We start from the raw sequence: 23,373 nt of genomic DNA on the forward strand, positions 1-23,373 counted from the left end.
GGATCAAAGACAGGACGTCCCGCGCCGGTGATCTACAGCCGCGCGCCGCTCGAAGGCAACGGATAACGCCTCGCATTGCGCTCGCCCGTCGCGGGAAGATCGCGGCTGTGTCCCCGCTGCGCCGTCTCGCCCGGCCGTTTGTGTCGCATCCGGAATTCCGTTAAGGGACGCGCGACCCATTCCCCGCCTGGCTCGAGACAGAATCACGCCGCCCAGACGTCCTCTGGCAGCGTTATTTGCGTTTCCAGCGACGCATCCATCCCGTCAGGGACCCCGATGATGAATTCGAAGCGCAAGAAGATCTACGAAGGCAAGGCCAAGATCCTGTACGAGGGTCCCGAGCCCGGCACCCTGATCCAGTATTTCAAGGACGACGCCACCGCCTTCAACGCCCAGAAGAAGGCCACGCTGGAGGGCAAGGGCGTCATCAACAACCGCATCAGCGAGTTCGTGATGAGCCGCCTGAACGGCATCGGCGTCACCAACCACTTCATCAAGCGGCTGAACCTGCGCGAGCAGTTGATCCGCGAGGTCGAGATCATCCCGCTGGAGGTGGTGTGCAGGAACATCGTCGCCGGATCGCTGGCCACGCGCCTGGGCCAGGAAGAGGGCACGCCCCTGCCCCGCTCCATCATCGAATTCTACTACAAAAAGGATGAGCTCAACGATCCGATGGTGACCGAGGAGCACATCACCGCCTTCAACTGGGCCAACACCCAGGAGATCGACGACATCCTGGCCACCACCGTGCGGGTGAACGACTATCTGTGCGGCATGTTCGGTGCCGTCGGCATCACCCTGGTGGACTTCAAGATCGAGTTCGGCCGGGTGTGGGAGAACGACTTCAGCCGCGTCATCCTGGCCGACGAGATCAGCCCGGACTCCTGCCGCCTGTGGGATACGGCGACCGGCGAGAAGATGGACAAGGACCGCTTCCGCCGCGACCTGGGCCAGGTCATCGAGAACTACACCGAGGTCGCGCGTCGTCTCGGGATCATGAAGGACATGCCGACCGTCATCCAGGGGGGACTGCACTGATGGCGGACAACGGCGGCGTTCGAGAGGAGGCTGCGGAGTTTCGTATGCCCATCGACCTGAACACCACCAGCCGCTTTCGGCGAGTCGGCGGGATCGGCCCGGCCTACGAGGTCATGGCAGTCGAGGGCGATCGCGTCCGCGCGCGCATGATCGATTCCGATGATGAATTCGACTATCCGCTCGCTGACGCCGAAATCGATCCGAAGCCCTGATGTTCGCGATCACTTTCGATCTGGATATCGACGAAACGGCGATCAACCATCCGTCCGGTTTGCGCCAGGCCTATCGCGAGGTCGAACGCACCCTGAAACGCTATGAGTTCTTCCGCGTGCAGCAGAGCGTGTTCATGACGGAGCTGGAAGACCTCGCGAACCTCACCTCGGCGATGACCGCGCTGAAGGCCATGCCCTGGTTCGGAAACTCGGTGAAGGACATCCGAGCGTTCCGGGTCGAGCAGTGGTCAGACTTCACTCCCTTCATGAAGAGCAATCGATGAAAGTCCGTGTCCATATCTTCCTGAAGCCCGGCGTGCTGGACGTGCAGGGCAAGGCCGTCGAAGGCGCGCTGAAGGGCCTCGGCTGGGCCGGTGTGTCGAACGCGCGGGTCGGCAAGTTGATCGAGCTGGACCTGGACGGCGTGGACGACCCCGCCGCCGAGGCGAAGAAGATGTGCGAGACCCTGCTGGCCAATACGGTGATCGAAAGCTATCGGATCGAGCTGGCCTAGGACCGCAACTGCGATCCCGGCCGGCCGTTCTGGACAGACGATTCTCCAAGGAGCGACGAATGGCCTTCACCCTGACCTCGAACGACTTTCAGGACGGCGACACCCTGCCGGACGCGCAGGTGCAGTCGAAGGGCAACACCTCGCCCCACCTGGCCTGGTCCGACGCACCCGAAGGCACGAAGTCCTTCGCCATCACCGTCTTCGATCCCGACGCCCCGACGGGGTCCGGATTCTGGCACTGGACCGTCGCCAACATCCCGGCCGACGTCCGCGAAATCCCGGCGGCCGGGCCTGTGCCGGCCGGAGCGGTCGAGGGACGCACCGACTATGGCGCACCCGGCTTCGGCGGGGCCGCCCCGCCGCCCGGCCACGGCCCGCACCGCTATGTCTTCACCGTCTTCGCCGTCGATACCGAGCGGCTGGAGGTCACGCCCGAAAACTCCGGAGCGATCTTCGGCTTCAACCTGCATTTTCACACGCTCGCCAGGGCGTCGATCACGGCGACCTGGGAGAACAAGGGCTGATTGGGCCGAGGCGGAAAAGCTGTTACGGTGACGGCATGGCCGGAACGACAAACGATCTGATCTACGAGGTCCTGAAGGCCGTACAGCGCGACGTCTCGGTGGTGCGCAATGACGTCAACGACCTGAAGCATCAGATGAATGCCGTTCGAACACATCTGACGGCCATCCAGCAGGATGTGGGCAATATCTACAATCGGCTGGGCCATCTCGAAGATCGGGTCGACCGCATCGAAGTCAGGCTGGGTCTGGTCGAACCCGCCCACTGACATTCGGTCCGAACCCTGCTAGACGCCCGCGCCATGAGCGCAGCCGTCATCGTCTTTCCCGGATCCAATTGCGACCGCGACTGCAAGGTCGCGATCGAACGCTCCACCCACGAACGCGTCGAGATGGTCTGGCACCAGGAGACGAGCCTGCCCGATGGGCTGGACCTGATCGTCCTGCCGGGCGGTTTTTCCTATGGCGACTACCTGCGCTGCGGGGCCATGGCGGCACAGTCGCCGGTGATGCAAGCCGTCAGGAAGGCCGCAGACGACGGGGTCGCCGTTCTGGGCATCTGCAACGGATTCCAGATCCTGTGCGAAGCCGGGATGCTGCCGGGCGCGCTGTTGCGCAACGCCGGGCTGAAATACGTCTGCAAGCCGATCAGCCTGGAGGTTACCAACGGCCAGACCCGTTTCACCGCCGGCTATCAGGGCCAGCGCGAGGTCGTGATGACCCAGGGCAATGGCGACGGAAACTACTTCGCCGACGCCGAAACCCTGGCCCGCATCGAAGGCGAGGGTCAGGTCGTGTTTCGTTATATCGACAATCCCAACGGCTCGGTCGGAGACATCGCCGGCCTTCAGAACGCGCGCGGCAATGTGCTGGGCATGATGCCCCACCCGGACCGCGCCTTCGAGGCCGAACTGGGCTCGGCCGACGGCGCGGTCCTGTTCAGATCGATCTACGCGGCCGCCTAGATCGAGGGATCGCCCTGGACGGCGGTGTCGCGGTCGACGGGGTCCTCGTCGCCCTCGCCTTCGTTTTCATCCTCGTCGGGCGTGACGATGCCGCCGGGATCGCGCTGGGCGGCCAGTTCGCGGGCACCGACACCGAGGCCCTGCTCCATGGCCAGATTGGCCTCGACGTCGCTCGTCTCGAAATGAGGTTTTTCGATTGGGGTTCCGGATTCGTCAGCCATGTCGGTCTCCTGTTGGTGCACCGGAACAACCGCGACCGGGCCGCGCGGTTCCGCCACACGATTCCGGTGAACGATCCTGCGACCTGCGCGTAAAGTGGGCTGGAATGCTGAAGCCGGGCTTCGGCGACTGAGTCGAGACCGTCCATGTCCTCCATCGTCAGGGCCACGCCCGCCCAGAAGACCCGCCGCCTGATCGTGCTGGCCGCCGCCGCCTTCGCCGTCGTCGCCGGTCAGCTCCAGCAGTTCGGGAACATCGGCCAGAGCCCGGCCCAGTTCTCGGCCGACAGCGATGCGAGCCTGCGGGTCGTCGGCTGGGCCTTTGCCATCTGGGGGCCGATCTATCTGGGCCTGATCGCCTATGCGATCCGCCAGGCCCTGCCGCAGACGGGCGAGAGCGAGATGATCAATCGCTTCGGCTGGCCGTCCATCCTGGCCCTCCTCGGCATCGGGAGCTGGATCATCGCTGCGGCGATCGATGCCGAGGTGGCGACCATCGTGCTGATCTTCGGTTCCCTGAGCGTGCTGATCATTCCCTTGCTGACGAACGCCGGGCTGATTCGAGGCCTGTCGCGCGGGGACCGCGACCGCTGGCTGGTGGCCTGGCCGCTGGGTGCGCTGGCTGGCTGGCTGACGATCGCCTCGCCGGTCAATCTGCTGACCGTGGCCACCGGCAACGGAGACCTGCCCACCGCCCTGGCTCCGACGGTCTGGGCGCTGATCGCCGTGGTGGCCGTGGCCGCCTTCGCCCTGTTCGTCACCTGGGCGACGCGGCTGCTGGCCTATCCCCTGCCCGTAGCCTGGGGCCTGCTCGGCGTGTTCGTCGCGGAACAGGACAAGGGCAATGCGACGCTGTCATCCGGGGCGCTGGCAGCGAGCCTGATCGTCCTGGGCGGGGCGCTATGGATCACGCTCGGCCTTCGCCGCGGGACGACGCACGCCGGGGTGGAAGCGTAGCAGACGGTTGGGCTCAGGCGGCGCGGATGTCGGTCCGACTGAAATCATCACCTTTGAAGAGGAGCGGCTCGCCCGACGTCTTCGACAAGGCATAGGCGAAACAATCGCCGAAATTCAGCGCCGCCGGATGCCGGCTTCTTCCGAAGCGGACCATCGCCTCACAGGCAACCGTCATCTGATCCTGATCGACCCCCACGACAACCAGCCGGTAGTCGGCGCGCAGATGATCGATGATCGGCCGGGCATCATACCCCAGCCTTCGAGTCAGGACCGACACGATTTCAAGAACGGTCGCGGTGCTGATGAGCCGTGTCGAGGATGTGCGGATCGAGGCATCGAACGCCCTCGCCTCGGGCTCATTCTGGATGATGGCGATGAGCGCCGACGTATCGATCACCATCAGATCGGCTCACCGCCGTCACCATACATTTCGGCCTCGATCTCCCGGACAGAGGGACCTCGCGCCTTCGGCAGGCTGGCGAGGTAAGCAAACAGGGCCTCGCGCTTTCTTTCCTGCTCCTCCGCCTGATCGTCGGCGGTCAGCGCCTGCCACTTGTCTTCCAGCGCCCGGTCGATGGCCTCCGTCACGCCAACGCCCATCCGCGCCGCCACAGCGCGGGCCTTGCGTTCGGTTTCGACGCGTTTGATGCTGAGGCCCATTCTAGAACTCCGAACTGGAGTTCTAGAATATAGCGTATCGGTCCGACGCCCGCTAGAAGCCCCTCCCATGAGCGCCCTGCAGAAGACCACCGCCGATCTCGCCGTCGAATACGGCCTGGCCCCCAGCGAATATCAGGTGATCCTGGACCGGCTGGGGCGCGAGCCCAACCAGCTGGAGCTGGGGGTCTTCTCGGTGATGTGGTCCGAGCACTGCTCCTACAAGTCGTCGAAGATCCACCTGGGCAAGTTCCCGACCAAGGGACCGCGCGTCATCTGCGGACCGGGCGAGAACGCGGGCGTCATCGACATCGACGATGGCGACGCCTGTATCTTCAAGATGGAGTCGCACAACCACCCCAGCTTCATCGAACCCTACCAGGGCGCGGCGACCGGCGTCGGCGGGATCATGCGCGACGTCTTCACCATGGGGGCGCGTCCGGTCGCCCTGCTGAACGCCCTGCGGTTCGGGGATGTGGGGCACGAAAAGACGAAGCGGCTGGTGAAAGGCGTCGTCTCCGGCATCGGCGGCTATGGCAACTGCGTCGGCGTGCCCACGGTGGCGGGTGAGACGAACTTCCATGCCGGATACAACGGCAACATCCTGGTCAACGCCATGTGCGTGGGTCTGGCGAAGGCGGACGCCATCTTCTACTCGGCCGCGCCGGGGCCGGGGATGTCGGTGGTCTATTTCGGGTCCAAAACCGGACGCGACGGCATCCATGGCGCGACCATGGCGAGCGCCGAATTCGACGAGGATTCGGACGAGAAGCGCCCCACCGTCCAGGTCGGCGATCCCTTCGCGGAGAAGCTGCTGATCGAGGCGACGCTGGAGCTGATGGCGTCGGGGGCCGTAGCGGCCATCCAGGACATGGGGGCGGCAGGCCTGACCTCGTCCTCGGTCGAGATGGCCGGCAAGGGCGGCGTGGGGATCGAACTCAACATGGACGCCGTTCCCCAGCGGGAAACCGGCATGTCCGCCTATGAGATGATGCTGTCAGAGAGCCAGGAGCGGATGCTGGCGGTGCTGAAGCCGGGCCGCGAGGCGGACGGGCATCGCATCTTCGAGAAATGGGGCCTCGACGCCGCCGTCATCGGCTGGACCACGGAGACCGGCCGGCTGGTGCTGAACCACCATGGCGAGGTCGTGTGCGACGTGCCGCTGGCCCCGCTGTTCGACGACGCGCCGCTGTACGATCGTCCCTGGGTCCAGCCGGACCTGCATCCCCGCCTGTCGCCGGGCGAGGTGCCTGCGCCCGATGTCTGGGAAGACGCCGTGCTGAAGGTACTGGCCTGCCCCGACATGGCGTCCAAGCGCTGGATCTGGGAACAGTACGACCGCCACGTGATGGCCGACACGCTGCAGGATTCGGCCACGGGCGCCGATGCCGGCGTGATCCGGGTCCACGGCACCGACAAGGGCCTGGCGGTCACCTCGGACTGCACGCCGCGCTATGTGCAGAACGACCCCTACGAGGGGGGCAAACAGTGCGTGGCCGAGGCCTGGCGCAACCTGACGGCCGTGGGGTCACGCCCGATCGCCATCACCGACAACCTGAACTTCGGCAATCCGCAGCGGCCCGAGATCATGGGCCAGATCGTGCGAGCCATCGACGGCATGGCCGAGGCCTGCCGGGACCTGGACTTCCCGGTCGTGAGCGGGAACGTCAGCCTCTACAACGAGACCAATGGCGTGGCGATTCCGCCGACCCCCACCGTCGGCGCTGTCGGCCTGTTGCCCAACTATGACGTCGTGGCCGGCTTTTCGACCATGGCGGACGGCGACACCCTGGTCCTGATCGGTGAGACCGTCGGCGAGCTGGGGGCGTCGCTTTATCTGCGGGAGGTTCTGGGCCGCGAGGACGGCGCGCCGCCGCCGGTCGATCTGAAGCTGGAGCGCAGGACGGGCGACTTCATCCGCGGCGAGATCGAGGCCGGGCGGCTGACCTGCGTCCACGATCTGTCGGACGGCGGGCTGATCGGTGCGGCGGCGGACATAGCGCTGGCGTCAGATACCGGCGTGGTGCTGGATGCGTCCAGCGCGACCCACGCCCACGTCTTTCTGTTCGGAGAGGATCAGGCCCGGTACCTGATCGCCGTGTCGAACCCGCAGGAGGTGCTGGCCAACGCGCGCGAGGCCGGGCTGCACGCCGCCGTGGTCGGCCATGCCCGGGGCGATGCCTTCGCCTCGACCGATCTGTTCAGCATCCCCCTGAAACATCTACGCGAAATCCACGAGAGCTGGATGCCCGGCTGGATCGACAGCTGAGCCCCCTCCCATGCCCGCTCCGGCTTCACCCCCTGACGATCCGGCCCGTCGCGGCCTGAAGGTCGTCATCGTCCTGCCGCCCGGGTCGCGCTTCGACGCGCTGAAGCCGACCTCGATCGAGGCCGTGGTCCGCTCCCTGGCCCGCCACAGCCAGGACCGGAACGACCTGACCGTCCTGTGCGACGAGGGGGCGGATCGGGGCGACGACCTGGCCACCGTGGCGATCCCGCCGGAGCGTTCGCCGCGCCGGCGCGCCCTGGCCCTTCTGCCCGAGATCGCGCGCCTTCGACCGGACGTGGTCGAGATGCACCAGCACATGCCGAGCGCCGCCGCCCTGACCCGCCGGCTGCGGGGTACGCCGACCCTGCTGTATCGCCACAACTTCCTGCCATCCGTGAAGGACCCCCTGACCGAGCTGCGGCACCGGTGGCGCGCCGGTCTGTTCGGCGGCCATGTCTTCTGCAGCGAAGCCAGCCGCCAGGAGTTCGCCGACCGCTATCCGCGCCTGGCCGACCGGGCCGTGGCGATCAGCAATGCCATCGACGTATCGGACTGGCGCGCGCCTGCCCGGGGTCGAGCCCCCATCGTCGCCTTCGCGGGCCGCGCCACGACGGAGAAGGGCCTGGCCCCGCTGTGTGCCTCCCTGGTTGAGGTCCTGACCGCCCGGCCCGACTGGCGCGCCGCCTTGATCCTGCGCGACGCCTCGGTCAACGCGGCCTGGACCGAGGCGCAGCTGGCACAGTTGGCCCCCTTCGGAGACCGGGTCAGCGTCCGGCGGGACACCGCCCACGAGACGGTTCGGGACCTGTTCCAGGAGGCGGCGATCGTGGTCATTCCGTCGCTGTGGCGCGAGCCGTTCGGGCTGGTGGCGATCGAAGCCCATGCGGCGGGCGCGGCCGTGGTCACTTCGGGCACCGGCGGCCTGTCCGAGGCCAGCGGCGATCACGCCCGCATCGTGCCGCCGGGCGATGATTTCGCCGCTCGGATTGCGCAGACCGTGGTGGACCTGATCGACCACCCGGAGGCGCGCGAGGCCCTGGCCCTGGACGGTCAGGCCTTCGTGGCCCGGACCCACGACGCCCATGACCGATCTCGACAGCTGGACGCGGTCCGGCGTCGGTTACGGGATGCACCGGCGTACGATCGAATGCCAGAGACGGCGGGACACCTGTCATAATCGCCCGCTAGGACTTCGCTCTTGCCTTTCAGTCTGGAGCACGCGTCATGAGCGGCCTGAACCTGTCCCGTCGTTCGCTGCTAACCGCTTTTGGAGGCGGTCTCGTCCTGACCCAGGCGGGCGGCCCGGCCCTGGCCCAGGCCGTGTTCGAGGATAACCCGTTCCAGCTGGGCGTCGCCGCAGGCGACCCGCTGCCCGATGGCTTCGTGATCTGGACGCGCCTGTGCCCCCGCCCGCTGGAACCCGATCACGGCATGCCGTCCCAGCCCGTGGCCGTGACCTGGGACGTCGCCGCCGACGCCGGGTTCGCCACCATCGTCCGCACCGGCGAAGTCATCGCCCGGCCCGAGCTGGGCCATGCCGTCCATGTCGAGGTCGAGGGACTGGAGCCCGCCCGCCCCTATTTCTATCGCTTCCGTGCCGGCCGGGAGCGCAGCGGCGTCGGCCGGGCCAGGACCACGCCGCTCGCCGGAGCCTCGACGGCCCAGGTCAGGTTCGGCGTCGTCGGCTGCCAGGCCTATGAGAGCGGCTACTACACCGCCCATCGCAAAATCGCGGCCGAGGACCTGGATTTCATCTTCTGCTACGGCGACTATATCTATGAAGGTCGCGGCAACCGCATCTATGGGTCGACAACGCCCAATGAGAACCCGCGCGTTCACATCGGCGGCGAAACCTACACCGTCACCGACTACCGTCAGCGTTACGCCCAGTACAAGATGGACACCGACCTGCAGGCCAGCCACGCCTCGGCCGCCTGGTTCACCGTCTGGGACGACCACGAGATCGACAACAATTGGGTCGGCGACATCGACCAGGACGGCACCGACCCGGCCGTCTTCGCCCTGCGCAAGGCCGCCGCCATGCAGGCCTATTACGAACACATGCCGCTGCGCCGCTCGTCCTTCCCGCGCGGCTCGGCGCTGCAGCTCTATCGCCGGGCGACCTATGGAAACCTGCTGGACGTGCACCTGCTGGACACCCGCCAGTTCCGGACGAACCAGCCCTGCGGAGACCAGTTCAATGCCGGATGCGACGCCATCAACGACCGCAACGCCCAGGTCCTCGGCGAGGCGCAGCAGGCCTGGCTGTTCGACGGCCTGAACAAGTCGCAGGCGACCTGGAAGACCCTGGCCCAGCAGGTCATGGTCATGGACCTGGACCGGAACCCCGGCGACGACTACGGCGTCAATCCCGACAGCTGGGCCGGCTACCGCGTGCCCCGCGCGCGACTGTTGCAGCACATCCGGGACCGGCGCATCGACAACGTCGTCGTCCTGACCGGCGACGAGCACCAGAACTATGCCGGCGAGCTGCACATCGACGGTCGCAATCCGGAGGGCGCGCCGATCGCGACGGAGTTCGTGACGACCTCGATCAGCTCGGGCGGCGACGGTATCGACCAGCGGCCCGACATGGCGCGCATCCAGGCCGTGAACCCGCAGCTGAAGTTCAACAACGCCCAGCGCGGCTATGTGATCTGCGACGTGACACCGGAACGCTGGCAGACCGAGTTCAAGGTGCTGGACCAGATCCACGACCGGAATGGCGTGCTGACAACCCGGGCGAAGTTCGCGGTGGAAGCGGGCAAGGCGGGGCTGGTCACGGCCTGAGGGCGGCCTTCGCGGGCACCGACCGCTGCGGCATCATCAGGGGCAGACCGGCGACCGGCTTTCCGGCAAAGGGAGAGCGTCGCCTTCCCTTCGGACCCTGCCCATGACCCTGCGCCGCCTCGCCCTTCTCGCCGCCCTGCCCCTTCTGCTCGCCGCCTGCGACGGCGGGGGAGATCCGGTGCAGCAGGCCCTGCTGGAAACCTCGTCCAAAAACCAGTCCGCGACGGTCGTCGAGGGGGCTGTGTCGGGGCCGGAGGATCACTCGGCCCATGACGACGGGACCCCGGGCGCAGGCGCGGGCGCGGGCGATCAGGCCTTCGCGGCATCGGAGGCGGAAATGCATCGGCTGATGAGCGCGGCGTCCGGCGCGACGGTCGACGAGGCCTATGTCGCCAAGATGATCGCCCACCATCTGGGGGCCATCGCCATGGCCGAGGTGGCCCTGGGCGAGAGCCGCGACCCCGAGGTCCGTCGCATGGCCGAGGGCGTCGTCGCCGCCCAGACGCGCGAGATCGCCGAGATGCGCGCCTGGCGCCCGGCCGCCACCGACTGAGCGTCAGGCCGCCTCGGGAATCGTCTGTTTCAGCCGGCCGCCGACCCGGATCGGCTCGATGCGCACCGCAAGGCCGGTCCTGTCGTCGGTCTCGACATAGACGCCGCAGATCGTCGCCGGGCCATGCGCGGGTGTGTAGCGGCCCTGCGAGATGCGGGTCGTGAACCGGCGCAGCGGCTCTTCCTTCTCGTTGCCGATCACCGAGTCATAGTCGCAGCAGCCGCCCGCATCGGTCTGATAGGCCGTGCCGCCGGGCAGGATCTGGGCGTCGGCGGTCGGGACATGGGTGTGGGTGCCGACCACCAGCGAAGCGCGGCCGTCGCAGAAGTGGCCCATGGCCATCTTCTCGCTGGTGGCCTCGCAGTGCATGTCGACGATCACAGCATCGGCGACGTGGCCCAGGGGGGCGGCGTTCAGCTCTCGATCCACGGCACCGAACGGATCGTCGACCGCGTCCATGTGGATCCGGCCCAGCACGTTCATGACCAGCACCGTCTTGCCCGACGGTGTCTCGAACAGATTGGCCCCGGCACCCGGCGCATCCATCAGCCGGGGATAGTTGGCCGGCCGGATCAGGCGCGGCTCGCGCACGATATAGGTCAGGGCCTCGCGCTGGTCCCACGAGTGGTTGCCCAGCGTCAGGCAGTCGGCCCCGGCCATGAAGAGCTCTTTCGCCGTGTTCTCGGTGATGCCGAAGCCGCCCGCCGCGTTCTCCGCATTGACCACGACGAAGTCGAGTTTCAGCACTCGCTTCAGCCCCGGCAGATGGTCGGACAGGCCGTCGCGACCGGATTTGCCGATCACATCGCCGAAGAAGGCCAGTCTCATGTCTGTGTGTCCGGCCAGTCGTCGCACCGCAGGCCATCGACCCGCTTGAACTCGTTGAGATTGCCCGTGATCAGGATCGAACTCCGACTTCTGGCATGTCCGGCGATCAGGGTGTCGTGGACGCCGATCGGCGTTCCTTTGGCGCGCAGATCCGCCTTGATGTCGGCAGCGTGGGCGGCAGCCTCCGAATCGAGGTCCAGGACCATCAGGCGATCGACGAAGTCTTCAACCTCGGACCTGTGATGCCGGGGGCGGGCCGAAACCGCCGCGCCATACAGCAGTTCCATCAAGACCACCGAGGAGATGGCGATCCTGTCTGCTTCTTCCTGAAAGCGATCCATCAATAGGCGTGAACGCCCTCTCAGCGCCCGGATACAGACGCTGGTATCGACCATGAACAGTGACATCAGTCGAAGCTGACCGGCGGTGAATCGTCGATCGGGTCTTCCGGCTCTTCGATATCGATGCCCGGCCTGTTGAAGAAGCTCGTCCAGACATCATCCGGCGGAACAAGCAGCAGTCCCCGCCCTTCCCGAATGGCGACCAACTCCTTGACGTCATCGGGAAAGGCCACCGCTTTCGGGATGCGGATCGCCTGGGAGCGGTTGGTTCTGAATACCGTGGCGCGAGGCAGGGTCATGACGACAACCTAGGCCAAACGACGGCATATATCAACGCCATATACACCGGTGAAATCCGGTCTCGGTGAGGACGCCGTGCAGACGGGCATCATGGGGTTCGATCGGCAATCCGGCCAGCAACTGGCCTGAATACGCTAGGCCGATCCGTATCGCTTCCGCGGACGCCGCGAACGTCCGGTCGTAATATCCTCCGCCCTGCCCCAGCCGTCCGCCCTCTGCGTCGAATGCGAGCAATGGGGTGATGACCAGATCGGGCGTCAGCATCTCCGCCAGGGGCAAGGGCGCGGGACACCCGGCGACGTCGACCTCCAGCGGATCGCCGGGCGACCAGCGGCGGAAGATCATGGGGGCGTCGCGGGCCAGCACCACCGGCAGGCACAGGACACGGCCCTGGTCGATCAGGGCGCGGGCCAGGGGTTCCGGGTCGAGTTCGGACCCCATGGCACGATACACGGCGACAATACTGCCGGGCGACAGGGCCCCGACATGCGATGCGGCGCGCTCTGCGGCGTCAGGAAAGGTCTCGGCCAACCGTCTGCGAACACAGCGGGTCTGGACGCGGAGGGCCCCCTTGTCGGCGGGCGTCACATCCACGGCCTGGCGTCATGGCGATAGGTCAGCACCACCACGACCGAATAGACCATGAGCACGAGGGCCGGCGCGATCCAGCCGTGGGGCCGCTCACCGAACACGATCGAAGCCCCGATCAAGGCCAGCACCATGATGCCTGTGGCCAGCCAGCCTTCCGAACTCGCGGGTGAGGCTCCCCAGCCGAACCTTTTGGGGCCGAACCAGCCGCGCTTCATGGTCTGCTCCTGTTTAGAGCGCTGATTACGCTTGGCATTTGGCGCTCTCAAGCGAAACCGGCGTGTTCCGGGTGCGCAAACCGTGAGGGGTAGCGCCAAATGCGGGAAAGAGGTTGGCGGCGCCGCGAGAGCCGTGAAGGACGGTTTAAATCCTCTCGAGCCTGGGTAGCCAGGTGGGCTCCGTGTACCCGACCCCACGAGGTCAGACAGGGACAGATCCCTTCGAGTGAATTAAGGCCGCGAGGATATGTTGCCTTCGACGTGAGCCACAGCATGACCCGCCACCGGGGAAGATAGGCGCGCAATGCACCCGCGGCAATGGCGGGCGACGCGAAGATCAGAGGCTCTGGGCGATCTTCTCGATGCGGGCGGCGACCGCATTCAAGGCCTCGGCCACCCCGGGTTCCGCGTGCGGCACCGCCGCTGGCAGGGTGATCTCCCCGCCCACGGCCAGTCGCGCCTCATGCAACTCGTCGGCCAGCACCAGCGCCGCCATCAGAAACAGCCGCAGATCGCCGACATGGCCCACGTCGGCCGCGACCTGGCGCACATTGGCGTCGAACTGTCTGGCCAGGACCCGGACCCGGTCCTCCTGACCATCGGCGCAGCCCACGGCATAGGGGCGTCCATTGATGTCGACCGTCACCGTGGCCATCAGTCGGCCCCCTCGGACAGGACGGCTCGAACCGCCTCGGCGGCCTGGGCCAGGGCGCGCGAGGCCTCCTGCCCTGCAGCCTCCAGTTCGGCGATGCGCGCCTTGTCGGCGGCCAGCCCTGCGGACGATAGCGGCACGGCGAACAGGTCGTCGTCCGCCACGACAGGCATGGCCTTCAACTCGTTGAGCCGGCGCTCGAGCAGGGCCAGGGCCCGATCGATGCGGTCGCGCGCGGCGGTGGTGGCATCAGCCATCGGTCGCTTCCTCCAGATTTCTTATAGAACCCGCCCACGCCGCGCGGTAAAGCGCGGCGCCCGCCTTTTCCGCCCCCAGACGAAAGATTCGCCCGTGGCAGATGCCAAGACCGCCTCCGCAAAGGCTACCTTGAAACAGATGGCCGATGCCATCCGTGTTCTGGCGATGGACGGCGTCGAGAAGGCCAACAGCGGCCACCCCGGCATGCCGATGGGCATGGCCGACGTGGCGACGGTGCTGTTCTCGAAGTTCCTGAAGTTCGATGCCAGCCGCCCTGACTGGGCCGACCGGGACCGGTTCATCCTGTCGGCCGGCCACGGCTCGATGCTGATCTATGCCCTGCTGCACCTGACCGGATACAAGGCCGCGACGGCCGAACAGCTTTCGAACTTCCGCCAGTGGGGCTCCAGGACCGCCGGACACCCCGAGTATGGTCACATGCCGGGCGTGGAGACGACCACAGGGCCTCTGGGTCAGGGTCTGGCCAACTCGGTCGGGTTCGCCATGGCCGAGCGGCATCTGGCGGCGAAGTACGGCGAGGACCTGGTCGACCACCGGACCTGGGTCATCGCCGGCGACGGCTGTCTGATGGAGGGCGTGTCGCAGGAGGCGATCGCGCTCGCCGGTCGCTACCGCCTGAACAGGCTGACAGTGCTGTGGGACGACAATGCCATCACCATCGACGGGGCCGTCGCCCTGTCGGACGCCACCGACCAGAAGGCCCGCTTCAAGGCCGCCGGCTGGGCCGTCAAGGCGATCGACGGCCATGACACCAAGGCCATCAAATCGGCACTGCAGTGGGCGACGAAACAGGACAAGCCCACCCTGATCGCCTGCAAGACCCGGATCGGTCGCGGTGCCGCGACCATGGAAGGTAGCCACAAGACGCACGGCGCGGCCCTGGGCGCCGCCGAGATCGCCGCGACGCGTCTGGGCCTGGCATGGGACCACGCGCCTTTCGTCATCCCCGAGGCGATCGAGAAGGCCTGGCGCAAGGCAGGCCGGCGGGGATCCAAAGTCCGCAAGGCGTGGGAAGCGCGTCTGGCGGCCTCGCCACAGGCCACCGATTTCACCCGCGCCATGGCGGGCAACCTGCCCGAGCGCGCGTTCGACGCCCTGAATGCCGGGATTGCCCGCCTGGTCGTGGACCAGCCGGCCCAGGCCACGCGCCAGTCGTCGGGCGCCGCGCTTGAGACCCTGTTCGGAGCGGTGCCGGAGATGATCGGCGGCTCGGCCGACCTGACCGGATCCAACAACACCTTCGTCAAGGGCACGCCGATCTTCGATGCGCCCGACTACGAGGGTCGCTACGTCAACTGGGGCATCCGCGAGTTCGGCATGGCGGCGGCCATGACCGGCATGGCCCTGCACGGCGGGGTCATCCCGTATGGCGGCACCTTCATGGTGTTCTCGGACTACAGCCGCCCGGCGATCCGGATGGCGGCCCTGATGGGGGTGCGCGTCATCCATGTCCTGACCCACGATTCCATCGGCCTCGGCGAAGACGGCCCGACGCACCAGCCGGTCGAGCATCTGGCGGCGCTTCGGGCGATCCCGAACCTGCTGGTGTTCCGCCCCGCCGACACGGTCGAGGCCTTCGAGTGCTGGCAGCTGGCCCTGCAGCACAAGACCACGCCGTCCGCCATGGCCCTGTCGCGTCAGAAGACGGCGGCGGTGCGCGTGACGGCCTCGGACGAGAACCTGTCGGCTCGGGGGGCCTATGAATTGAAGGCCGCGTCGGGTGACGCGCAGGTGACGCTGTTCGCCAGCGGCACCGAGGTGCCCGTCGCCCTGAAGGCGGCCGCGACCCTGGAAGGCGAAGGCACACCGACGCGCGTCGTCTCGGTCCCCTGCTTCGAACTGTTCGAACAGCAGGACGCCGCCTGGCAGACCTCGGTGATCGGACGCGGCACCGTCCGGGTCGCGGTCGAGGCCGCGATCAGACAAGGCTGGGAACGGTTCATCGGCGAGGACGGTGGCTTCGTCGGCATGACCGGCTTCGGCGCCTCGGCCCCGGCAGAGGTCCTGTACCGCGAGTTCGGGATCACGGCGGACGCGGTCGTGGCCGCTGTCAGGGCGCGGCTCTGAGCACGACACGCCGTTCGCCCAGGGCATGATCGTTTGGGGTGGATCCACGTCGGGGGTCCAGCCGACACGGATCGAGGCGATCGAACCCGCGCATGCCGCGCACAACCGGGGCGGCGCAGAACAGGCCGAGCCGAGACTCTAGAGATCGGGTCGCCGGGCGGCGACCCGGGCACGCTGCACCGCTTCGGGCTGGGCCAGGGCGTGGATGGCCGCGTCCAGCGCCGGGTCGCGTCCGGCGCGGAGGTCTTCGGCTGAACGGGTTGCCAGGATGTCCGGCTCGACGCCGTTCTTTTCCAGCCGCACGCCACCTGCCGTGATGTAATCGGCCCGGCTCAGCGTCAGCCGCCCTCCGTCCGGCAGACGCGTGTCCTGCGAGATCAGTACCGCCCCCGCCGTGTGCTCCCCGACCACCAGGGCGCGTCCCGCTTCCTGAAGGGCCGCAGGCGTCAGTTCGGCGGCGCTGCGGCTGTTGGCGTCGACCAGCAGGGCCACATCATTGGCGATCGGCTCGCGCAGGGGCCCACACCCCGGCATGATCGACAGCGTCACCGGCCGCCCCGATCGCGATATCCGCGTCGCCCAGGCCTGCCGCGCGGGCAGGAAGCACGACAGGGTCGCGTCAGCCTCGAGCAGGAGCCCGCCGGGATTGCCCCGCAGGTCCAGGATCACATCCGTATCCGGCGACAGTCGCGCCAGTTGCTCGCCCAGCCAGCGCCCCATGCCGGACTCGAACCCTTCGGCCCGCAGGACGACGACGCCCGGTCGACTGTCGTCGAGGCTGAAGGCCGGGATCGGCTCCATCTCGCGCGGGACCACGCTCAGGGAATGCAGGACGCCCTGTTCGTCGGTCAGGTCCAGCCGCAGCGGCCGGCCGTCTTCCACGGCAAAATCCACGCCCCAGGCCTGTCCATCGACGCTTTGCAGGCGCCATCCGGGCTGGATGCCCGCCTCTTCGGCCGGAGACCCCGGACGCACCGCATCGACCCGCCAGACATCCGACGTCTCCCTGGACAGAACCAGGCCCATGACCGCCCGCCGCGTCCGTGCCACGTCCTGGCGCCGGGCCATGGCGGGTGAGATGGCACCGGCGTGCTGGTCGTCCAGCAGAGCGAGCATCTGGCCGATCGCGCGATAGAGCTGGCGGTCATCGGTGGCCGCCAGGGCCATCGGACGATAGGTCTGGCGGGCGGCACGCCAATCGACCCCATGCAGGCCGGGATCGTAATACTGGCGACTCACCGTGTTCCAGACCGTGTCGAACACGCGCGCATTCATGCGCGCTCGCGCCCTCGGCATCGGTACGTGCCAAGCGGCTTCGGCGGCCGCGACCTGCGCCGACACCGGGGCGGGGGGCAGCAGGCCTCCTGCGAGCGCCATCGCGACCGCCAGGCCCCGGATCGTCGAAAGCAGGCGGCCGGCGGGGAGCGTCATCCCCGCCAGCCTAGACCGGGCCGAGCCCGCCCCTCAAGTGTTGGCCGTCGATCCCAGAGCCTGATCGGCTGAGGTGGAATCGCTTCGCGATTCCGCCGATGCCGTGAATCAGGCTCCAGATATGAGCGAGGGCATGATTCACGCTTTCGGCTGGACCCACGACGTGGGTCCACCTCAAACGATCATGCCCTAGTTCGCAGGCGGACGAGGCCCATGCGGGGCGTGAGGCGGCGGCGGCGGGCCGTGCGGTTCCTCGCTGTCGTCGAGCGAGCCGTCGCGATCGGCATCCATCGACTGGAAGGCCTCGCGCATCGGGGCCAGGAACTCGTCTTCCGAGATCTTGCCGTCATGGTTGGTGTCCATCGATCCGTGGCCCTCGGGTCCACCGAAGCGCCGGATCTCGACGCGGCGCTCGCCGGGCCCACCGGGGCCGGGGGGCGGGCCCCCCTCGGGTCCACCGTCATGCCGGAACATGAAGACCTGGGCGTCGCCGCCCTCAGGTCCGCCGAGGAACATCATCGGATGACCGCCCGGACCATCCGGTCCACCGGGTCCGCGCCTCGTGATGATATGGACCCCGGGACCATCCGGGCCGCCTTCGCCGTGTCCTGCCGCCATTTCATCGGTCGTCAGTCGCCCGTCGTGGTCGGCGTCCAGCCGGTCGAAGGCCGTCGACATCGGCGCGGAGAACTCCTCGCGGGTGACCACGCCGTCGCCGTCGGCATCAAGGCGACCGGGATCACCGGGTCCGTTGACGACCACGACGCGCACCTCGCCCCCTGGCCCCAGGGCGTGTGCAAGTCCAGCCTGCAGGGCGGCTTCATCCTGAACGGGAGACCCCATCAGGGCTGTGACAAGGGCGATGGCAGCGATGGTCATGGGGACGACTCCTCGATTTGTGATGACGCCCTTGGACCATGCGCGGTTTGCAGACGCATTTCAGGCCGGGTGCGGATTGTTTCAGCCGTGAAATGACGCGGCGCCGTTGGGGTGGCATCAAGGCGGCATGAACGACGCACCCGCCCGCATCCTCGTCGTCGATGACGACCCCGGCATCCGCGAGGTGCTGTGCGACTATCTGGGTCAGCATGGCTATCAGGCGCGCGGGGCCGCCTCCGCCGCCGAGATGGACCGGGCCCTGGCGTCCGGCCCCACCGATCTGATCGTGCTGGATCTGATGATGCCGGGCGAGGACGGCCTGTCGGTCGTGCGCCGCCTGTCGGGCACGCCGCCAGTCGTCATGCTGTCGGCCATGGGCGAGGACACGGACCGGATCGTAGGGCTCGAGCTCGGCGCCGACGACTATCTGGCCAAGCCCTGCAATCCGCGCGAACTGCTGGCGCGCATCCGCGCCGTGCTGCGCCGCCCCCGAGACGACGACACCCCGGCCGAAGCGGCCCTGACCTTCGACGGCTGGACCCTCGACCTGGTCCGGCGCGAGCTGACGCGCGCCGACGGCGAGGCGGTTCAGCTGTCTGCGGGGGAATTCGGCCTGCTGCGCGCCTTCGTCGAAAGGCCCGGCCGCATCCTGACCCGCGACCAGCTGCTGGAGGCCGCCCGCGGCAGCGAGGCCGATGTCTTCGACCGGGCCATGGACGTGCAGATCAGCCGCCTGAGAAAGAAGCTCGACGACGGGTCGGGACGCGACCTGATCACCACCATCCGGGGCGAGGGTTACCGTTTCGACGCGCGCGTGCGAAAGGCCGAACGCGGGGGCCGGGCGTGAAGAACCCCCTGTCATCCCTGTCGGTCCTGGTCCAGGTGGCCTTGCTGGCCGTGTTCGCCGTCGTGGCCACCCAGGCGGTGACCTTTGCGGTCGTCCTGCTGGCCCCGGCACCGCGTCCCGCCGGGTTCAGCGTCGCGGCGGCCGCCGATGCGCTGCAGGGCAAGGCGGCCGAGACCTCGGACGGACGCGCCCTCAGACGATCGGTGTCGGCGCAGCCGGGCGTGGCCGAGGTCGGCCCGGGTCCGATCGAGACGGGGATCACCCTGGCCCTGTCACAGCGATTGGGCGTGCCGGCCAGTGCGGTCAGGGTCCGCCTGGCCCCGGAGCGCACCGAGTTCAACATACGGCGGCGGGAAGCCGGGCCGCCGGGTCTGGCCGGACCTCCGCCACCCCGGGGCGAACGGCGTGTGGAAAGCTTCGTCTTCACCCAGGGCCCCGACGACGCCGGTCGCGCGGGCCATGACGCCCTGATGGCCGAAATGGGGGCCATCGTCGCGCGCCAGGCCGATCCCGGTGGAGCGCCGCCGCCGGGCGGGTCCTCCGTCCACATCATCACGTCCGGCGACCGCCAGCTGCGCTTCAACGTGGCGGCGGATCGCCTGACGTTCGCGCCCTTCTCGGCCTCCCTGCGCCTGCCCGACGGCCGCTGGGCCACGGTCGAGCCGCCGCGGGGCCTGATCGATCCGTGGCAGATGCGGCTGCTGATCGCCCTGGGGATCACCGCCCTGCTGCTGGCCCCGCTCGTCTGGTTGATGGCGCGTCGGCTGACCCGTCCCATTCGCGTGTTCGCCGAGGCCGCAGAACGTCTCGGGGCCGATCCCGATGCCGCGCCCCTGCGCCCCGCCGGGCCCCGCGAGGTCCGCACCGCCATCGCCGCCTTCAACGACATGCAGGCCTCCATCCGGGACCATATGCGCCAGCGGACCCAGACCATCGCCGCCATCGCCCACGACCTGCGCACCCCCCTGACCCGCCTCCGGTTCCGGGCCGAGCAGGCCCCGGACGCCCTGCGCGACAGGATGGCATCGGACGTCGAGGAGATGGACGCCCTGATCGGCCAGGCCATGGCCTTCGTGCGGGGCGAGGCCCAGGCCGAACGGCGCGAGCCACTGGATCTGGCCGCCCTCTCCGAGACCTGCGCCGGTGGCTTCGCCGAGACCGGCGCGGCCGTGACCTTCGTCGGAGCCGGACCTCTGCCCGTCACGGGTGACCCGGCAGCCCTCCGGCGAGCGGTCGCCAATCTGATCGACAATGCGCTGAAGTTCGCCGGAACCGCACGCGTCGAGGCCAGACGCCAGGGCGATCGCGCGATCGTCACCGTTGCCGACGACGGCCCCGGCCTGGCCGACGACGAACTGGACGCGGTGTTCGAGCCCTTCCACCGGGGCGAGCGCTCCCGCAACCGCCAGACGGGCGGGGCGGGGCTGGGTCTGGCTGTCGCCCGTCAGGCGGCGCGGGCGGCGGGCGGCGACGTGACCCTGTCGAACCGGCCGGGCGGTGGGCTGGAGGCCCGTCTGTCCCTGCCGCTCACCGGCTGAGCGATACAATCCTTCACCCCTTGTGACGCCTGCGGGGTTGATCCTGGCGGCCACGGGTTCCATTGAAGCGCCCATCCCGGCCTCAGGCAGCGTGACACGCGGCGGGCCATAAAAACGGCAACCACCGCTTCAGGAGACTAAGCCATCATGACCGTCCGCGTCGCCATCAACGGTTTCGGCCGCATCGGCCGCCTCGTCCTGCGTTCCATCGTCGAGCACGGCCGTCGCGACATCGAGGTGGTGGCGATCAACGATCTGGGGCCGGTGGCCACCAATGCCCACCTGCTGAAATACGACAGCGTCCACGGCCGCTTCCCCGGCACGATCAGCCACGGCGATGACTGGATCGACGTGGGTCTGGGCAAGATCAAGGTCACGGCCGAGCGCGACCCGGCGAACCTGCCGCACAAGGACCTGAACGTCGACATCGCCTTCGAATGCACCGGCATCTTCACTGCCCGGGACAAGGCCGAGGCGCACCTGAAGGCCGGTGCCAAGCGCGTCCTGATCTCGGCCCCCGGAGACAACGCCGACAAGACCATCGTCTACAAGGTCAACCACGACACCCTGACCGCCGGAGATATCATCGTCTCGAACGGCAGCTGCACCACCAACGCCCTGGCCCCCGTCGCCAAGGTCCTGCACGACCTGTTCGGGATCGAGCGCGGCTATATGACCACGATCCACTCCTACACCGGCGACCAGCCGACCCTGGATACGATACACAAGGACCTGTACCGCGCCCGCGCCGCCGCCCTGTCGATGATCCCGACCTCGACCGGCGCCGCCAAGGCCCTGGGGCTGGTCCTGCCCGCCCTGAAGGGCAAGCTGGACGGATCGTCCATCCGCGTCCCGACCCCCAACGTCTCCGTCGTCGATCTGAAGGTCGTCGCCGGTCGCGACGTCACGGTCGAGGAGATCAACGCCGCGCTCCAGGCCGCCGCCGACGGCCCGATGAAGGGCGTCCTCGCCACCACCGACGAGCCGCTCGTCTCCAGCGACCTGAACCACATCGCCGCGTCGAGCACCGCCGCCCTGCCCCAGACCCAGGTCGTCGACGGCAAGCTGGCCCGCGTCCTGACCTGGTATGACAACGAATGGGGCTTCGCGACGCGGATGGCTGACACGGCGCTGGTGATGGCGAAGTTGATGTGATGGCAAACAGGGCGATCATGACCGCCCTGTTTGGCTTCTCGGCCATATTTGTCGGTGCGGCGTTTGCGTGGAGTTTGGTCGCTACGATTGCGACAGCGCTTGCAGCCATAACCGGCTCAATACCCGAGCGACAGTTTGCCCTTTCGGTAGTGCTCGCCGGCGGAGGTGCCATCGTCTTGGCAGTCTGCATAGCCTGGCTTTTCGGCTTGTTTGTCTGGCTTCGCCGCCTGCCTTCTTTACGCGTGACTTCTGCAGCGTTGATCGCAGCGCCTTTCCTTCTCGGTGCCCTGCCTTTTGGGTGGGGTCTTTTGTCCTCAATGTGAGACCGATATGGCCTTCCGCACCCTCGACGACGCCAGTTCCCTGGTCGGCAAGACTGCCCTCGTCCGCGTGGATTTCAATGTCCCGATGGAGGATGGCCGGATCACCGACGACACCCGACTGCGCGTCGCCATCCCCACCATCCAGAAGCTGCGCGACGCCGGGGCCAGGGTCGCCCTGCTGGCCCATTTCGACCGCCCCAAGGGCAAGGTCGTGCCGTCGATGAGCCTGCGCCCCGTCGTCAAACCCCTGTCCGACCTGCTGGGTGCCCCCGTCCGCTTCGCCGACGACTGCATCGGCCCGGATGCCGTGGCCGCCATCGCCGACCTCGACGCCGGCGGCGTCATCCTGCTGGAGAACGTCCGCTTCCATGCGGCCGAGGAGGCGAACGACCCCGCCTTCGCCCAGAAGCTGGCCGACCTCGGCGACCTCTATGTCAACGACGCCTTCTCCGCCGCCCACCGCGCCCATGCCTCGACCGAGGGCATCGCCCACCACCTGCCCGCCTATGCCGGCGAGTCGATGCGCCGCGAGCTCGACGCCCTCGACGCCGCCCTGGGTAACCCCAGGAAACCCGTCATCGGCATCGTCGGCGGGGCCAAGGTCTCGACCAAGCTCGACCTGCTCAGGAACCTCGTCGGCAAGCTGGACCGTCTGGCCATCGGCGGCGGCATGGCCAACACCTTCCTTTTCGCCCAAGGCATCGACATCGGCGGCTCGCTCGCCGAACGCGACATGGCCGAGACGGCGCTGGAGATCATAGCCGAAGCCGGATCGAAGGGCTGCGAACTGCTGCTGCCCGTCGATTTCGTCGTGGCCACCGAGGTCAAGCCCGGTGCCGCCAGCCGCATCGTCATGGCCGGAGACACCCTGTCCGCCGCCGACAAGATCCTGGACGCCGGTCCCGCCACGGTCGCCCGTCTGGTCGAGGCCCTGACGGCGTCGAAGACCCTGATCTGGAACGGGCCGCTCGGTGTGTTCGAGGTCCCGCCCTTCGACACCGCCACCGTTGCCGTCGCCCATCACGCCGCGGCTCTGGCCAGGGCCGGGGTTCTGGTCGCGGTCGGCGGCGGTGGAGACACGGTCTCGGCCCTGAACCATGCGGGTGTGGTCGACGACATGACCTTCGTCTCCACAGCCGGCGGGGCCTTCCTGGAATGGATGGAGGGCAAGCCGTTGCCGGGGGTCGAGGCTCTTCGCGCCTGAAACGGCTGTAACACGGCGTGACTTGAGCG

The 23,373-nt window shown here is 67.9% G+C and carries 30 protein-coding genes; 18 read left to right on the plus strand and 12 right to left on the minus strand.

What is annotated here, in order from left to right; genetic code table 11:
* Window positions 1-279: 279 nt before the first annotated feature.
* From purC to purQ, 7 genes are read left to right on the plus strand one after another with little or no spacing between them, the layout of a single operon-like run.
* Window positions 280-1,038, plus strand: a complete 759-nt coding sequence (purC, locus tag HZ989_RS12965) for a phosphoribosylaminoimidazolesuccinocarboxamide synthase (RefSeq protein WP_041762193.1) — start codon at window positions 280-282, stop codon at window positions 1,036-1,038.
* Window positions 1,038-1,250: a hypothetical protein gene (locus HZ989_RS12970; RefSeq protein ID WP_209321218.1), complete on the plus strand. Its 213-nt coding sequence runs from the start codon at window positions 1,038-1,040 to the stop codon at window positions 1,248-1,250. The genes purC and HZ989_RS12970 overlap by 1 nt, the downstream gene beginning before the upstream one ends.
* Window positions 1,250-1,534 carry a virulence factor gene (locus tag HZ989_RS12975; RefSeq protein WP_209321219.1) on the plus strand — a complete coding sequence of 95 codons (285 nt, stop codon included), beginning with the start codon at window positions 1,250-1,252 and terminating at the stop codon, window positions 1,532-1,534. The genes HZ989_RS12970 and HZ989_RS12975 overlap by 1 nt, the downstream gene beginning before the upstream one ends.
* A complete protein-coding gene (gene purS / locus HZ989_RS12980; RefSeq protein ID WP_209321220.1) occupies window positions 1,531-1,764 on the plus strand; it encodes a phosphoribosylformylglycinamidine synthase subunit PurS in 234 nt (77 codons plus the stop codon). Before HZ989_RS12975 ends, purS begins: the two co-directional genes overlap by 4 nt.
* Before the next feature lie 59 nt (window positions 1,765-1,823).
* Window positions 1,824-2,288: a YbhB/YbcL family Raf kinase inhibitor-like protein gene (locus tag HZ989_RS12985; protein ID WP_209321221.1), complete on the plus strand. Its 465-nt coding sequence runs from the start codon at window positions 1,824-1,826 to the stop codon at window positions 2,286-2,288.
* Window positions 2,289-2,323: 35 nt separating this feature from the next.
* Window positions 2,324-2,554, plus strand: coding sequence for a hypothetical protein (locus HZ989_RS12990; RefSeq protein ID WP_209321222.1), 231 nt, complete (start codon window positions 2,324-2,326; stop codon window positions 2,552-2,554).
* Window positions 2,555-2,587: 33 nt separating this feature from the next.
* A complete protein-coding gene (gene purQ, locus HZ989_RS12995; RefSeq protein ID WP_209321223.1) occupies window positions 2,588-3,250 on the plus strand; it encodes a phosphoribosylformylglycinamidine synthase subunit PurQ in 663 nt (220 codons plus the stop codon).
* Here the strand turns inward: purQ and HZ989_RS13000 are convergent.
* The gene (locus HZ989_RS13000; RefSeq protein ID WP_209323160.1) at window positions 3,247-3,471 is read right to left on the minus strand and encodes a hypothetical protein; all 225 of its coding nucleotides are present in this window, start codon (window positions 3,469-3,471) and stop codon (window positions 3,247-3,249) included. The genes purQ and HZ989_RS13000 overlap by 4 nt on opposite strands.
* A 144-nt stretch (window positions 3,472-3,615) precedes the next feature.
* Between HZ989_RS13000 and HZ989_RS13005 the strand changes: the two genes are divergently transcribed.
* Window positions 3,616-4,425 carry a hypothetical protein gene (locus HZ989_RS13005; protein ID WP_209321224.1) on the plus strand — a complete coding sequence of 270 codons (810 nt, stop codon included), beginning with the start codon at window positions 3,616-3,618 and terminating at the stop codon, window positions 4,423-4,425.
* A gap of 13 nt (window positions 4,426-4,438) precedes the next feature.
* Here the strand turns inward: HZ989_RS13005 and HZ989_RS13010 are convergent, their stop codons facing one another.
* The gene (locus tag HZ989_RS13010; protein ID WP_209321225.1) at window positions 4,439-4,825 is read right to left on the minus strand and encodes a type II toxin-antitoxin system VapC family toxin; all 387 of its coding nucleotides are present in this window, start codon (window positions 4,823-4,825) and stop codon (window positions 4,439-4,441) included.
* Window positions 4,825-5,085 (minus strand): type II toxin-antitoxin system VapB family antitoxin, encoded by a 261-nt coding sequence (locus HZ989_RS13015; RefSeq protein ID WP_209321226.1) that lies wholly within the window; start codon window positions 5,083-5,085, stop codon window positions 4,825-4,827. Before HZ989_RS13015 ends, HZ989_RS13010 begins: the two co-directional genes overlap by 1 nt.
* 67 nt (window positions 5,086-5,152) lie before the next feature.
* On the opposite strand from HZ989_RS13015, the gene purL reads away from it, so the two are divergent.
* From purL to HZ989_RS13035, 4 genes are all read left to right on the plus strand, one after another.
* Window positions 5,153-7,351 (plus strand): phosphoribosylformylglycinamidine synthase subunit PurL, encoded by a 2,199-nt coding sequence (gene purL, locus HZ989_RS13020; RefSeq protein WP_209321227.1) that lies wholly within the window; start codon window positions 5,153-5,155, stop codon window positions 7,349-7,351.
* Window positions 7,352-7,361: 10 nt separating this feature from the next.
* On the plus strand, window positions 7,362-8,528 hold the full coding sequence (locus HZ989_RS13025) for a glycosyltransferase family 4 protein (protein ID WP_209321228.1): 1,167 nt from the start codon (window positions 7,362-7,364) through the stop codon (window positions 8,526-8,528).
* 47 nt (window positions 8,529-8,575) lie between these two features.
* The gene (locus HZ989_RS13030) at window positions 8,576-10,141 is read left to right on the plus strand and encodes an alkaline phosphatase (RefSeq protein ID WP_209321229.1); all 1,566 of its coding nucleotides are present in this window, start codon (window positions 8,576-8,578) and stop codon (window positions 10,139-10,141) included.
* A gap of 103 nt (window positions 10,142-10,244) precedes the next feature.
* On the plus strand, window positions 10,245-10,694 hold the full coding sequence (locus tag HZ989_RS13035; RefSeq protein WP_209321230.1) for a DUF305 domain-containing protein: 450 nt from the start codon (window positions 10,245-10,247) through the stop codon (window positions 10,692-10,694).
* A gap of 3 nt (window positions 10,695-10,697) precedes the next feature.
* On the opposite strand, the gene HZ989_RS13040 is transcribed toward HZ989_RS13035, so the two are convergent.
* The 7 genes from HZ989_RS13040 to HZ989_RS13070 all read right to left on the minus strand — a co-directional run bounded on the left by HZ989_RS13040 (window position 10,698) and on the right by HZ989_RS13070 (window position 13,878).
* The gene (locus HZ989_RS13040; RefSeq protein WP_209321231.1) at window positions 10,698-11,522 is read right to left on the minus strand and encodes a TIGR00282 family metallophosphoesterase; all 825 of its coding nucleotides are present in this window, start codon (window positions 11,520-11,522) and stop codon (window positions 10,698-10,700) included.
* The gene (locus tag HZ989_RS13045) at window positions 11,519-11,929 is read right to left on the minus strand and encodes a PIN domain-containing protein (protein WP_209321232.1); all 411 of its coding nucleotides are present in this window, start codon (window positions 11,927-11,929) and stop codon (window positions 11,519-11,521) included. The genes HZ989_RS13040 and HZ989_RS13045 overlap by 4 nt, the downstream gene beginning before the upstream one ends.
* Entirely contained in the window at window positions 11,929-12,162 is a 234-nt protein-coding gene (gene vapB / locus HZ989_RS13050; RefSeq protein ID WP_209321233.1) for a type II toxin-antitoxin system VapB family antitoxin, read from the minus strand. The genes HZ989_RS13045 and vapB overlap by 1 nt, the downstream gene beginning before the upstream one ends.
* A gap of 31 nt (window positions 12,163-12,193) precedes the next feature.
* Entirely contained in the window at window positions 12,194-12,757 is a 564-nt protein-coding gene (locus tag HZ989_RS13055) for a 5-formyltetrahydrofolate cyclo-ligase (RefSeq protein WP_245162371.1), read from the minus strand.
* Window positions 12,748-12,969 (minus strand): hypothetical protein, encoded by a 222-nt coding sequence (locus tag HZ989_RS13060; RefSeq protein WP_209321234.1) that lies wholly within the window; start codon window positions 12,967-12,969, stop codon window positions 12,748-12,750. The genes HZ989_RS13055 and HZ989_RS13060 overlap by 10 nt, the downstream gene beginning before the upstream one ends.
* A 337-nt stretch (window positions 12,970-13,306) precedes the next feature.
* The gene (locus HZ989_RS13065) at window positions 13,307-13,624 is read right to left on the minus strand and encodes a cell division protein ZapA (RefSeq protein WP_209321235.1); all 318 of its coding nucleotides are present in this window, start codon (window positions 13,622-13,624) and stop codon (window positions 13,307-13,309) included.
* Window positions 13,624-13,878: a hypothetical protein gene (locus tag HZ989_RS13070; RefSeq protein WP_209321236.1), complete on the minus strand. Its 255-nt coding sequence runs from the start codon at window positions 13,876-13,878 to the stop codon at window positions 13,624-13,626. The genes HZ989_RS13065 and HZ989_RS13070 overlap by 1 nt, the downstream gene beginning before the upstream one ends.
* 139 nt (window positions 13,879-14,017) lie before the next feature.
* On the opposite strand from HZ989_RS13070, the gene tkt reads away from it, so the two are divergent.
* Window positions 14,018-15,967, plus strand: a complete 1,950-nt coding sequence (gene tkt, locus HZ989_RS13075) for a transketolase (protein WP_245162538.1) — start codon at window positions 14,018-14,020, stop codon at window positions 15,965-15,967.
* A 138-nt stretch (window positions 15,968-16,105) separates the two neighbouring features.
* Here the strand turns inward: tkt and HZ989_RS13080 are convergent, their stop codons facing one another.
* Together HZ989_RS13080 and HZ989_RS13085 are read right to left on the minus strand one after the other, a co-directional pair.
* Entirely contained in the window at window positions 16,106-17,398 is a 1,293-nt protein-coding gene (locus HZ989_RS13080; protein WP_209321238.1) for a S41 family peptidase, read from the minus strand.
* 189 nt (window positions 17,399-17,587) lie between these two features.
* Window positions 17,588-18,277 (minus strand): EF-hand domain-containing protein, encoded by a 690-nt coding sequence (locus HZ989_RS13085; RefSeq protein WP_209321239.1) that lies wholly within the window; start codon window positions 18,275-18,277, stop codon window positions 17,588-17,590.
* Between the two features lie 127 nt (window positions 18,278-18,404).
* Here HZ989_RS13085 and HZ989_RS13090 point away from each other — a divergent pair, with 127 nt between their 5' ends.
* The 5 genes from HZ989_RS13090 to pgk all read left to right on the plus strand — a co-directional run bounded on the left by HZ989_RS13090 (window position 18,405) and on the right by pgk (window position 23,344).
* On the plus strand, window positions 18,405-19,124 hold the full coding sequence (locus HZ989_RS13090) for a response regulator (protein WP_209321240.1): 720 nt from the start codon (window positions 18,405-18,407) through the stop codon (window positions 19,122-19,124).
* Complete coding sequence (locus HZ989_RS13095) at window positions 19,121-20,662, plus strand: ATP-binding protein (protein WP_209321241.1); 1,542 nt, start codon at window positions 19,121-19,123, stop codon at window positions 20,660-20,662. The genes HZ989_RS13090 and HZ989_RS13095 overlap by 4 nt, the downstream gene beginning before the upstream one ends.
* 147 nt (window positions 20,663-20,809) lie before the next feature.
* Window positions 20,810-21,817: a type I glyceraldehyde-3-phosphate dehydrogenase gene (gap, locus tag HZ989_RS13100; RefSeq protein WP_209321242.1), complete on the plus strand. Its 1,008-nt coding sequence runs from the start codon at window positions 20,810-20,812 to the stop codon at window positions 21,815-21,817.
* Between the two features lie 17 nt (window positions 21,818-21,834).
* Window positions 21,835-22,140: a hypothetical protein gene (locus tag HZ989_RS13105; RefSeq protein WP_209321243.1), complete on the plus strand. Its 306-nt coding sequence runs from the start codon at window positions 21,835-21,837 to the stop codon at window positions 22,138-22,140.
* Between the two features lie 7 nt (window positions 22,141-22,147).
* Window positions 22,148-23,344, plus strand: coding sequence for a phosphoglycerate kinase (gene pgk, locus HZ989_RS13110; RefSeq protein WP_209321244.1), 1,197 nt, complete (start codon window positions 22,148-22,150; stop codon window positions 23,342-23,344).
* The last annotated feature ends 29 nt before the right edge of the window (window positions 23,345-23,373 follow it).

Source organism: Brevundimonas sp. AJA228-03, assembly GCF_017795885.1.
In the GTDB taxonomy this organism is placed as follows: domain Bacteria; phylum Pseudomonadota; class Alphaproteobacteria; order Caulobacterales; family Caulobacteraceae; genus Brevundimonas.

Coding starts and splice junctions, on each gene's coding strand:
- HZ989_RS13000 (WP_209323160.1), bottom strand. CDS start 3,471: ATGGCTGACGAATCCGGAACCCCAATCGAAAAACCTCATTTCGAGACG.
- HZ989_RS13005 (WP_209321224.1), top strand. CDS start 3,616: ATGTCCTCCATCGTCAGGGCCACGCCCGCCCAGAAGACCCGCCGCCTG.
- HZ989_RS13085 (WP_209321239.1), bottom strand. CDS start 18,277: ATGACCATCGCTGCCATCGCCCTTGTCACAGCCCTGATGGGGTCTCCC.
- gap (WP_209321242.1), top strand. CDS start 20,810: ATGACCGTCCGCGTCGCCATCAACGGTTTCGGCCGCATCGGCCGCCTC.
- purQ (WP_209321223.1), top strand. CDS start 2,588: ATGAGCGCAGCCGTCATCGTCTTTCCCGGATCCAATTGCGACCGCGAC.
- purC (WP_041762193.1), top strand. CDS start 280: ATGAATTCGAAGCGCAAGAAGATCTACGAAGGCAAGGCCAAGATCCTG.
- HZ989_RS13030 (WP_209321229.1), top strand. CDS start 8,576: ATGAGCGGCCTGAACCTGTCCCGTCGTTCGCTGCTAACCGCTTTTGGA.
- HZ989_RS12990 (WP_209321222.1), top strand. CDS start 2,324: ATGGCCGGAACGACAAACGATCTGATCTACGAGGTCCTGAAGGCCGTA.
- pgk (WP_209321244.1), top strand. CDS start 22,148: ATGGCCTTCCGCACCCTCGACGACGCCAGTTCCCTGGTCGGCAAGACT.
- HZ989_RS13070 (WP_209321236.1), bottom strand. CDS start 13,878: ATGGCTGATGCCACCACCGCCGCGCGCGACCGCATCGATCGGGCCCTG.
- HZ989_RS12985 (WP_209321221.1), top strand. CDS start 1,824: ATGGCCTTCACCCTGACCTCGAACGACTTTCAGGACGGCGACACCCTG.
- HZ989_RS13040 (WP_209321231.1), bottom strand. CDS start 11,522: ATGAGACTGGCCTTCTTCGGCGATGTGATCGGCAAATCCGGTCGCGAC.
- HZ989_RS13105 (WP_209321243.1), top strand. CDS start 21,835: ATGACCGCCCTGTTTGGCTTCTCGGCCATATTTGTCGGTGCGGCGTTT.
- vapB (WP_209321233.1), bottom strand. CDS start 12,162: ATGACCCTGCCTCGCGCCACGGTATTCAGAACCAACCGCTCCCAGGCG.
- HZ989_RS12970 (WP_209321218.1), top strand. CDS start 1,038: ATGGCGGACAACGGCGGCGTTCGAGAGGAGGCTGCGGAGTTTCGTATG.
- purS (WP_209321220.1), top strand. CDS start 1,531: ATGAAAGTCCGTGTCCATATCTTCCTGAAGCCCGGCGTGCTGGACGTG.
- tkt (WP_245162538.1), top strand. CDS start 14,018: ATGGCCGATGCCATCCGTGTTCTGGCGATGGACGGCGTCGAGAAGGCC.
- HZ989_RS13025 (WP_209321228.1), top strand. CDS start 7,362: ATGCCCGCTCCGGCTTCACCCCCTGACGATCCGGCCCGTCGCGGCCTG.
- HZ989_RS13065 (WP_209321235.1), bottom strand. CDS start 13,624: ATGGCCACGGTGACGGTCGACATCAATGGACGCCCCTATGCCGTGGGC.
- HZ989_RS13035 (WP_209321230.1), top strand. CDS start 10,245: ATGACCCTGCGCCGCCTCGCCCTTCTCGCCGCCCTGCCCCTTCTGCTC.
- HZ989_RS13010 (WP_209321225.1), bottom strand. CDS start 4,825: ATGGTGATCGATACGTCGGCGCTCATCGCCATCATCCAGAATGAGCCC.
- HZ989_RS12975 (WP_209321219.1), top strand. CDS start 1,250: ATGTTCGCGATCACTTTCGATCTGGATATCGACGAAACGGCGATCAAC.
- purL (WP_209321227.1), top strand. CDS start 5,153: ATGAGCGCCCTGCAGAAGACCACCGCCGATCTCGCCGTCGAATACGGC.
- HZ989_RS13080 (WP_209321238.1), bottom strand. CDS start 17,398: ATGACGCTCCCCGCCGGCCGCCTGCTTTCGACGATCCGGGGCCTGGCG.
- HZ989_RS13090 (WP_209321240.1), top strand. CDS start 18,405: ATGAACGACGCACCCGCCCGCATCCTCGTCGTCGATGACGACCCCGGC.
- HZ989_RS13045 (WP_209321232.1), bottom strand. CDS start 11,929: ATGTCACTGTTCATGGTCGATACCAGCGTCTGTATCCGGGCGCTGAGA.
- HZ989_RS13015 (WP_209321226.1), bottom strand. CDS start 5,085: ATGGGCCTCAGCATCAAACGCGTCGAAACCGAACGCAAGGCCCGCGCT.
- HZ989_RS13060 (WP_209321234.1), bottom strand. CDS start 12,969: ATGAAGCGCGGCTGGTTCGGCCCCAAAAGGTTCGGCTGGGGAGCCTCA.